Genomic DNA, 10,363 nt, shown 5'->3' with positions numbered 1-10,363 from the left:
GATTGACCGAGACGCTGGTCTGGTCCGGCCATTTGGCGCATTCGGCGCAGGCTGCCTGCAGCACGAAGGTGCTGATCTCGGAAATGATGCCCATTTCCTCGGCCAAAGGAATGAAGATGCTGGGCGAGATCGGCCCGAGATCGGGATGATCCCACCGGCACAACGCCTCGCAGCTGGCGATACGCATGGTGCTCATCGCCACGATCGGCTGATAGACCACCCTCAAGCCCTTGCTTTCCACGGCTGTACGCAGGTCCGCCTTCATCAGCTGACGGTTGCGGAAGGCGGCATCCATCGAGGCTTCGAACAGCCGCCAGCTGTTCTTGCCGAGCTCCTTGGCCTTGTAGAGCGCCAGGTCCGCCTTGACGATCATGGCGTCGACATCGGTATCCTTGACCCGTGACAGCACCGCGCCGCCGCTGGCCTGAATGCGCAGCCCGTGACCGGCGACGTCGACTTCCCCTTGCAGGCCGGCGAAAATCTCGTCGAGCTGGCTGGTCAGATGGCTCTCATCCTCGACGCGGTCGAAGAAGATCATGAACTCGTCGCCACCGAAACGGCTGACCGTGATATCTTGCCTGGCAATGGCGGCAAGCCGCTCGGCAACGGCATAGATCAAGCCATCGCCGATCGGATGGCCAAGCGTGTCGTTGACGCTCTTGAAATCGTCGAGGTCGAGCACCGCAAGGCCGCAGAGACGATCGCGATCGCCTGATACCATGGCCTCGCCTACCAGTTCATGGAAATAGGCGCGGTTGGGCAGGCCGGTGAGGTTGTCGTAACGTGCCATGAAGCGGATCTTGTCTTCCGCCTCGACACGGGCGGTGACGTCCTCGAAGGTGATGACGCCCAGTTCCTGGCTGCCTTCGCGAGCCGAGAACTCGTAATGCTGGCCGTTGGCGAGGGAAACCAGCACCTTGCGGTCGCGGCCCTCGCGCAGGGCACGCGTCAGCTGGGCCTCGATGTAGCGGCAATCCTTGGGCGCCAGCATGCCGCCGGCGACACCGCGCATCAACAGACCATGGATCGACCGGCCGAGCAGCGCGTCGGGCGACTTGAGCGACATCAGATGCGCCGCCTCGGCATTGGCCACCGCGACGCGGCCGTCCGGGCCGAGCATGACAAGGCCGTGCGACATGGTGTTGAGCGCTCGGTTGAAGCGCTGGGCGATGCGATTGGCCTTCTTTTCCTCGGACAGGGCGGCGAAAAGCACCTCGCGGACCAGATCGGCGAAGCGCTTGATAGCAAAAAGAAATGGCGCCGAAAGCAGGCCGAGAATGAAGTGATAGGGATCGCCCCGCAGGATGAAGCCCAGCGAGATCGGCCAAGTCATGGTCATAATGAAGATCACGACCATCCTGGGCGAACCATAGTTGCGGCCAGCAATAGACGTGGCGGAGGCAAGCGTCACGCAGACGGCAGCTATTTCCGCGAACGGGTCATAGGCAAGATAGATGCCGACAAAGCAGAAGGCGCCAAGCATGAAGCCATGCATCGAGCCGTACAGTATGTAGTCGTTCTCGCGGCGACGCGCCTCTTCCCAATTTTGAGGCGAAGGAGCGTGGCGATATTTCCTGATGTTGCGAAGACGAAGGAAGGCGACAGCCAGCAGTCCGAGGGTGACGGCGAGATAGGCCGGATCCATGGTTTTCCAGTAAACCAGCACGACCAGCAGGGTTTGGGCAAAGAATCCTATCGAAAGCGTCAACCCGTCGCGAAACAAGGTTTCCACGAACGGAATGTAGACGTCGACCGGAATCTCGTTCTTCTTTATCAGATTCAACGCCTGAATCCCAACCCTGGGGAGCCAAGCAGTGCCACATCCGCCTTAAGAAAGATTTAGAGAGGCCCCGCCGCTCCTGCCGTCAAGCCGGGTGACGTAACGGAAAGCAAGGAAATTGTCGTTCAGGTAAACAAGGCGTATCGATCATTCCGCGGCCTGAAGTTTCGGCCGCGCCAGCGTACTCGACAGGCGTTCGAGCAGCCTTTGGCGTTCGCTCAAGGCCTTGTCGGCGCTGGCTCGACGGACGTGGCCATAGCCGCGAATCAGGGCCGGCACCGAGGCCAGCGCAACCGCCGCATCGACCCTGGCCGGGGCCAGCGATCCGGCGATGAGCTCCAGATCCGCCTCATACTGCGCCAGCAGCCGCCGCTCCATGCGCCGTTCGGCGGTGTAGCCGAACAGGTCGAAGGCGGTGCCGCGCAGGCCCTTCATCGCCGACAGCAGGCGAAAACCCTTCATCATCCACGGGCCGAAGCTGGATTTCCTAGGGCTTCCGTCATTGCCGCGACGGCCCATGATCGGCGGCGCGAGGTGGAATTCGAGCCTTTCGTAGCTCTGGAACTGCTTGCCCAGTTCGGCGGCGAAAGAGCCGTCCGTGTAAAGACGCGCCACCTCGTATTCGTCCTTGATCGCCATCAGCTTGAACAGGTTCCTGGCGGCGGCCTGCGACACCGTGGTCGACCCAGGTATGGCCTTCGCTTCGGCGGCGCGCAAAACGGCCAGTTTTTCGGCATAACGCCTGCCATAGGGGGCGTTCTGATAGGCTGTCAGGAAGGCGACGCGGCGGGCGATGATATCGTCCAGTGTCTCGGCGACATCCGTGCCCGGGCCGGCCTTTCCAGCGACGGCTGGACCCGGCTGGGCAACGAGGCCGCGCACGAATTCCGGCTGATGGGCAGCGCGACGTCCCCAGCGGAACGCGGCAACGTTCATCGCCACGGCTTCGCCATTGAGCTCGATCGCCTTCTCGACCGCCTCGGCGGACAGCGGCAGGCCGCCATGCTGGAAGGCAAAGCCGAGCATGAACATGTTGGCGCCGAGCGAATTGCCGAAAAGTGCCGTGGCGGTGCGGGTGGCGTCGAAGAAATGCGCCTTGTCGTCGCCCGCGGCCGCGCGGATCGCCTTCTTCAGGCGGCCTATCGGCAACGAGAAATCCGCCGAGCGGGCAAATTCGCCAGGCATGATCTCGGCGGTGTTGGCGACGAAGATGGTGTGGCCCTCGCGCACTGCGGTCAGCACCTTCTTGGCGCCCGAAACGACGAGATCGCAGCCAAGCACCAGATCGGCCTTGCCGGCCGAGACGCGGATGGCATGGATGTCGTCCGGCGTGCGGGCGATGCGGACATGCGTGAACACCGAGCCACCCTTCTGGGCGAGGCCGGCCATGTCGATCATGCCGCAGCCTTTGTCCTCGAGATGCGCCGCCATGCCGAGCACCGCACCGACGGTGACGACGCCGGTGCCGCCGACGCCGTCGATGATCGCCGCCCAGCCCTGCTCGCCAAGCGGGAATTGCGCCGGCACGGGCACGCCTTCCAGCGGATCGGCCTTGCCGGCAAGGCCCTCGGCCTTGCGGATCTTGGCGCCGTGCACAGTGACGAAGGAGGGGCAGAAGCCGTTGACGCAGGAGAAATCCTTGTTGCAGCTCGACTGGTCGATCTTGCGCTTGCGGCCGAATTCGGTCTCGACCGGCTGGATCGAGACGCAGTTCGACTGCACGCCGCAATCGCCGCAGCCCTCGCAGACCAGCTCGTTGATGAAGACCCGCTTGTCGGGATCGGGGAAGGTGCCGCGCTTGCGGCGGCGGCGTTTTTCGGCGGCGCAGGTCTGGTCGTAGAGCAGCACGGAGACGCCTTTGACATCGCGCAGCTCGCGCTGGACGAGATCGAGGTCGTCGCGGTGATGGATGGTGGCGCCGGCCGGGAATTCGGCCTTGCCGGCATATTTGCCGGGCTCATCTGTGACGATGGCGATTCGGTCGACGCCTTCGGCGCGCACCTGCCTGGCGATCATGTCGACGGTCAGGCCGCCTTCGTGCGGCTGGCCGCCGGTCATGGCGACGGCGTCATTGTAGAGTATCTTGTAGGTGATGTTGGCATCGCTCGACAGCGCGAAGCGGATCGCCAGCGTACCGGAATGGTTGTAGGTGCCATCGCCGAGATTCTGGAAGATGTGCTCGCGCTTGGAGAACGGCGCCTGGCCGACCCATTGCGCGCCCTCGCCGCCCATGGCCGTGAAACCGACGGTGTTGCGGTCCATCCACAGCGCCATGAAGTGGCAGCCGATGCCGGCCGCGGCGATAGAGCCGTCCGGCACCTTGGTGGACGAATTATGCGGGCAACCGGAACAGAAGAACGGTGTGCGCGAGCCGATGTCGGTGGCCTCGGTGAGCATTGCCTGGAACTGGCGCAGCTTCGCCACCCGCGCCGAAATCTCTTCGGACGGGCCGATGGTCCTGACGATCCTCTCGCCAAGCGCAATGGCGATCTCGTTGGGATCGAGCGCGCCCTTGGCCGGAAACAGCCAGTCGCCGCGCTCGTCCTTCTTGCCGATAATGACCGGTTGGGTGGCAGTGCCATAAAGGCTTTCGCGCAGCTGCACTTCGATCAGCGAGCGCTTCTCCTCGACGACGACAATGGTGTCGAGGCCGCGGGCGAAATCGGCGATGTGATGCAGGTCGAGCGGCCAGGGGCAGCCGACCTTGAACAGCCGCACGCCGATGCGGTTGGCGGCCGCCTCGTCGATGCCGATGTCCTCCAGCGCCTGACGGACATCGAGATAGCTCTTGCCCAGCGTGATGATGCCGATCTTCGGGTTGCGGCCGCCCGAATAGACGATGCGGTTCAGCCCGTTGGCAAGGATGAAGGCGGAAGCCGCGGCGCGCTTGTGCTCATGCAGCCGCTCCTCCTGACCGAGCATATCGATCTCGTGGCGAATGTTGAGACCGCCTGATGGCATGTCGAAATCCGGCACGACGATGTTCAGCCGCTCGAGCGAGGCATCGACCGAGGCCGTCGATTCGATGTTGTCCTTGACGCATTTGATCGCCGCCCAGGTACCGGCAAAGCGCGACATGGCAAAGCCGTAGAGCCCGTAATCGATGATCTCCTGGACACCGGCGGGATTGAGGATCGGCACCATCGTGTCGACGAACAGGAATTCGGTGGCGTGCGCATTGGTCGAGGATTCGGCCATATGGTCATCGCCCATCAGCGCAAGCACGCCGCCATGCTTCGACGATCCGGCGAGGTTGGCGTGGCGGAACACGTCGCCTGAGCGATCGACACCCGGTCCCTTGCCGTACCAGACCGAAAAGACGCCGTCATGAGTGCCCTCGCCCAGCAGTTCCGTCTGCTGCGTTCCCCAGCAAGCGGTGGCGGCAAGCTCCTCGTTGAGACCCGGCTGGAAGACGATGTCAGCCTGGGCGAGCTGTTTCTTCGCCTTCCAAAGCTGCATGTCGAGGCCGCCGAGCGGCGAACCGCGATAGCCGGAGACGAAACCGGCCGTGTTCAGGCCGGCGCGGCGATCACGCTCGCGCTGCATCAGCAGCATGCGGATGACCGCCTGCGCGCCGGACAGGAAGATGCGCTCCTTTGCGAGATCGAACTTGTCGTCGAGCGCGACGTCGTGCAGCGTCATCAGGCATTTCCTCTGCGGAGGCCACGCGGGGCAGGCAGCCAACGTCGGGGTCGGATGACGCATCCTTTCTCCCCTTGCAAGGCAGGTCAAACAAAATCGCAGATGCCAGGCAACGCGCACCGAACAGTCCGCGTCCATCCTGAATCGGGTATGAAACCGGTCCGCGGATATTGCCCGGCGCACGAAAATTTCAGCTGCGGCCCGGATGGCCGCGACGCGTCAGCCGCCCTTCGAGCAATCCGGCTTCGGTTCGCCCGGCAGCTTGCCGTCGGGATGGCCGACGAGATCGGGATTGGCGGTGTAGAGCTGGTCGATGACCAGCGGCCGGTCGGGCAGGATCGACTGGTCTTCCGTCGACATCAGCGTGGTGTCGATCTTCTGCAGGACCGCGCCGTCGGCGCCTTTGATGCTGATGGCAATCGCATAGGGCTTGTTCTTGACGACGCAGGTCAGTGCCGGGCTCTCCAGCGTCACCTTGTCGAGCTTCGGCCAGACCTTCTGCTCGACCACCAGAGGCGCGCCGCCGGCGGGATCCTGGAAGCTGGCGACCGCGACCTGGCCCTCTCCCATCGGCTTCAGCGGCCGCAGGGTCACGACATAAGTCGCCCTTGCGAGGCGGTAGTTGAAGACGAATATCTTGCCGGAAATCTCGAACAGCTTGCCTTCGTCATTGCCGGTATCGCGGCAGGCGCCCAGCGCAACGGCCGCGATGAGTGCCACGCCGACAAGGATCGAACGGGAAAGGCCGCTACGCATTCCTGACCTCATTTTCCGCCATGCGACGGCGACGATAGTGACGGCTTGCCTTCTGCCTGTTGCCACACACCGCCATGTCGCACCAAAGGCGGCTGGAATTGCGGCTTCTGTCGACGAACAGCCAGGTGCAATTGGGACAGATCCTCAGCCTCGCGACGGTGTCGTCACGCAGAAGCGACAACGCCGAAACCGCCAGTGCCGCCTCGAAAGCGATCGGCGTCAGGGGATCACCGAACGGCCTCCCCGGCGCACCGATCTCGGTCCGGCTGCCGGCAAGGCCATCGGCGCAGGCTCTCAGGAATCCGGGCAGATCAGTGGTGGCAACCGCGCCCTTCGACGCCGCTCCACGAAACAGCCGGTCGGTCGCCTCGCGGATCGACAGCACGACGGGTGCGATCGCCACCGCCGAGGATACCGCCAATGGCCTATCGCCAAGTTCGGCAGCGCGAAAGCGGCTCGCCGCATCGGCGAAGCGGGCAATCTCGGCCGGATCGTCGAAGCGATCGAAGGTTCGCCCCGGATCGCCGCGCAGCACGACGGTGTTCGCTGTGTCGAGCGCAAGCAGGCCGCCGGTGAAGCGGTGCGGGGTCCAGGATACCGTCATGGCGAAAATCTAACCTATAAATCGTATTTGACAAGTTAGATTCAGCGATGCACCCTCACTCTGGGCTGCGATGATCTTCGCAGCCTTTTGAGCCTGTCGTTGGCCAGGACCGCTTCGCACTTTTGGGCGGCATGCTTCGAGGTTTTGCATGCTCTATTTCTTCCAGCAGGTGTTGAACGGGCTGCATTCGGGCGCGCTTTATGCGCTGCTCGCCTTTGGCTATGTGCTGACCAACGGCATCCTGCACCGCACCAATCTCGCCTATGGCGCGTTGTTCGCCTTTTGCGGCCAGACGATGATCCTGACCGCCGCCTTCGGCTATCAGATGCTGTGGCTGACGCTGCTGGCGGCGGTGGCGCTCGGCGTCGTCGCTGCGTTCTTCTATGCCGCGCTGATCAGCCACGTGCTGTCGCGCAGTGTCTTCGAACCTTTGGCCGACCGCACACCCAATGCAATCGTGGTGACGACGCTCGGCATCCTGCTGCTGCTGTCCGAAGCGAGCCGCATCGCCGCCGACACGCACGATCTGTGGCTGCCGCCGATGCTGGCGCAGCCTATCGTTTTCGCGCAGGGCGCCACCTTCAGGGCAACGCTGACGCTCATCCAGCTCATCGACTGCGCCGTGGTGGTGGCGGCAATCGCGCTGGCCAGCTGGGCATTTGCCCGATCGAGCTTCGGACGGCGCTGGCGCGCCGTCTCCGACGACCCCAGGGCAGCCGCTATGTGCGGCGTCGACGTGCGCGCGGTGTTCCGGCACGCGGTCCTGTTCGGCGGCTTCTGCGCCGCGCTGGCCGGTGTGATGGCCGGGCTCTATTACGGCAATGTCAGCTTCGGCTCGGGCCTCGTCTACGGCCTGAAAATCCTGTTCGTGACGGCGGTCGGCGGATATCTCTCGCCGTCGCGCGCGGCACTCGGCGCGGCCGCCTTCGGCATGGCCGAATCGCTGTGGGCCGGCTATTTCCCGGTCGAATGGCGCGATGCGTGGATGTATCTGTTCCTGGTCACGACGCTGATCCTGATCGGCGCCGGCCGCGACACCGGCAAAATCGCCTGAAACGTCAGACTTTGGTTGCATGACGCCAGGGCAGATCGCCGGTATTGGGCACTGTCTGCCATGCGATGATATTTGCTCCCTCTATCCTTGTTGACCCGTCAGTCCACGCGCGGCATACCGTTGGACCACGCGGCGTGACGGACAAAAGGGGGAAGCCGGCACGCCTCCGGTACAAGGGAGGAATGCATGGCAGGGCTTCTTGCTCTATCCAGGACAATTGATCGCGCCAACGAATTCATCGGCAAGTGGATATCGTGGCTGATCCTGCTGGCGATCCTGGTGAGCGCCGCCAACGCCATTATCCGCAAGGTGTTCGACATATCCTCGAACGCCTGGCTCGAGCTGCAATGGTATCTGTTCGGCGCCGCCTTCATGCTGGCCGCCGCCTATACGCTGAAGCAGAACGAGCATATCCGCATCGACGTCGTCTACGGCCTGTTTTCACGCCGCGTGCAGCACTGGATCGACCTACTCGGGCATCTCTTCTTCCTGATGCCGTTCGTGACGTTGATGGTGATCTATTTCGTGCCCTATGTGTCGCTGTCGTTTCGCAGCGGCGAGATGTCCAACAATTCCGGCGGTCTGATCATCTGGCCGGCCAAGGCCATCCTGCTCGTCGGTTTTTTCCTGCTCGCGCTGCAGGGCATCTCCGAGATCATCAAGAAGATCGCCATCATGCGCGGCGACATGGACGATCCCAATCCGTTCATTTCCGTGCATGAGCAGGCCGAACTCGAAGCCAAGGCGCTGGCCGACGAGGTGCGCTCGTGATGGAGTTCATCGCGCAGAACATGGCGCCGATCATGTTCGCCTCGCTGATCATCTTCCTGCTGATCGGCTACCCCGTCGCTTTTTCCTTGGCCGCCAACGGCTTGATGTTCTTCTTCATCGGCGTGCTGCTGTCGCCTTATTCCGGAGGATCGATCAACCTCGCCTGGCCGCTCCTGCACGCATTGCCGGATAATTTCTACGGCAGCCGGGTGATGTCGAACGACACGCTGCTGGCCATTCCGTTCTTCACCTTCATGGGCATCGTGCTCGAGCGATCGGGTATGGCCGAAGACCTGCTCGACACGATCGGCCAGCTGTTCGGGCCAATCCGCGGTGGCCTTGCCTATGCGGTGATCTTCGTCGGCGCGCTTTTGGCAGCGACCACCGGCGTGGTGGCGGCTTCCGTCATCGCCATGGGCCTGATCTCGCTGCCGATCATGCTGCGCTATGGCTATGACCGCCGGCTCGCATCCGGTGTCATTGCCGCCTCGGGCACGCTTGCCCAGATCATCCCGCCGTCGCTGGTGCTGATCGTGCTTGCCGACCAGCTCGGCCGTTCGGTCGGCGACATGTATGCCGGCGCGCTGATCCCCGGCCTCGTGCTCACCGTCCTCTATATGTCCTACATCCTGATCATGTCGATCATCCGGCCGAACTCGATGCCGGCGCTGCCGCTCGAGGCCCGTACACTCGGCCATGGCGTGATGTCGCTGCTGGTGGCTTTGCTGGTCACATTAGCGGTTTCCTACGCGGCGTATCGTTATCTGGCGCCGGCGCATGGCGACAATGCCGACATTCTCGGCGCGACTGCCGGAGTCCTGTTCATCTACATCGTCGCCATTGCCGACAAACGCCTGAATTTCAACATGATGTCCAGGCTCGCGCAGCAGGTGATCATCGTGCTGATCCCCCCGCTGGCGCTGATCTTCCTGGTGCTGGGCACCATCTTCCTGGGCATCGCCACGCCGACCGAAGGCGGCGCCATGGGTTCCGTCGGCGCCTTGATCATGGCGGCGGCAAAGGGGCGCTTGTCGCTTGACGTCGTCAAGCAGGCACTGGCCTCGACGACAAGGCTATCGTCCTTCGTGCTTTTCATCCTGATCGGCGCACGGGTGTTCTCACTGACCTTCTACGGCGTCAACGGCCACATCTGGGTCGAGCACCTTTTGACGTCGCTGCCGGGCGGCGAGGTCGGCTTCCTGATCGGCGTCAACATGCTCGTCTTCTTCCTCGCTTTCTTCCTCGACTTCTTCGAATTGGCGTTCATCATCGTACCGCTGCTGGCGCCCGCCGCCGACAAGCTCGGCATCGACCTGATCTGGTTCGGCGTGCTCCTGGGCGTCAACATGCAGACCAGCTTCATGCACCCGCCCTTCGGCTTCGCGCTGTTCTACCTGCGTTCGGTGGCTGCGCGCGTGCCCTATCTCGATCGTCTCACCGGCAAACAAATCGCGCCGGTGACCACCGGACAGATCTATTGGGGCGCGGTGCCCTTTGTCTGCATCCAGGTGATCATGATCGGGTTGACCATCGCCTTCCCGCAAATGGTGATGCACTACAAGGGAACGACCGTCGATCCGGGCACGATCGACTACCAGGTGCCGGAGATGCCCGGCCTGTCGCCGCTCGGCACGCCGCCGGCGGATGGCGCAGCGCCTGCCGGCGGCGGCACGGCTCCCGCCGCCCCCGATCTGTCGCAGCCGCCGAGCTTCGGCGACGCGCCGCCGGCCAAGCCGGCAACGCCACAGCCCGACCT

At 63.3% G+C, this 10,363-nt stretch carries 7 protein-coding genes; 3 read left to right on the top strand and 4 right to left on the bottom strand.

The features are described from left to right. The 4 genes from EN964_RS12835 to EN964_RS12820 all read right to left on the bottom strand — a co-directional run. Positions 1-1,783 (bottom strand): bifunctional diguanylate cyclase/phosphodiesterase (locus tag EN964_RS12835; RefSeq protein WP_127276420.1); only part of this gene is annotated, 1,783 nt, incomplete at its 3' end. 144 nt (positions 1,784-1,927) lie between these two features. Further along, positions 1,928-5,422 carry an indolepyruvate ferredoxin oxidoreductase family protein gene (locus EN964_RS12830; protein WP_127271070.1) on the bottom strand — a complete coding sequence of 1,165 codons (3,495 nt, stop codon included), beginning with the start codon at positions 5,420-5,422 and terminating at the stop codon, positions 1,928-1,930. A 219-nt stretch (positions 5,423-5,641) separates the two neighbouring features. Continuing rightward, positions 5,642-6,178, bottom strand: a complete 537-nt coding sequence (locus tag EN964_RS12825) for a hypothetical protein (RefSeq protein WP_127269757.1) — start codon at positions 6,176-6,178, stop codon at positions 5,642-5,644. Continuing rightward, positions 6,171-6,782, bottom strand: coding sequence for a CGNR zinc finger domain-containing protein (locus EN964_RS12820; protein WP_127271073.1), 612 nt, complete (start codon positions 6,780-6,782; stop codon positions 6,171-6,173). Before EN964_RS12820 ends, EN964_RS12825 begins: the two co-directional genes overlap by 8 nt. A gap of 148 nt (positions 6,783-6,930) precedes the next feature. On the opposite strand from EN964_RS12820, the gene EN964_RS12815 reads away from it, so the two are divergent. The 3 genes from EN964_RS12815 to EN964_RS12805 all read left to right on the top strand — a co-directional run. After that, a complete protein-coding gene (locus EN964_RS12815) occupies positions 6,931-7,836 on the top strand; it encodes a branched-chain amino acid ABC transporter permease (protein WP_127266511.1) in 906 nt (301 codons plus the stop codon). Between the two features lie 186 nt (positions 7,837-8,022). Continuing rightward, the gene (locus EN964_RS12810; RefSeq protein ID WP_127266510.1) at positions 8,023-8,607 is read left to right on the top strand and encodes a TRAP transporter small permease subunit; all 585 of its coding nucleotides are present in this window, start codon (positions 8,023-8,025) and stop codon (positions 8,605-8,607) included. Next, positions 8,607-10,363 (top strand): TRAP transporter large permease subunit (locus EN964_RS12805; RefSeq protein WP_127276418.1); only part of this gene is annotated, 1,757 nt, incomplete at its 3' end. The genes EN964_RS12810 and EN964_RS12805, both read left to right, overlap by 1 nt.

The organism is Mesorhizobium sp. M7A.F.Ca.CA.001.10.2.1, assembly GCF_003998575.1.
In the GTDB taxonomy this organism is placed as follows: Bacteria; Pseudomonadota; Alphaproteobacteria; order Rhizobiales; family Rhizobiaceae; genus Mesorhizobium.
Note: the sequence above shows the minus strand (reverse complement) of the source record. Positions and strands in the feature narration are given on the sequence as shown.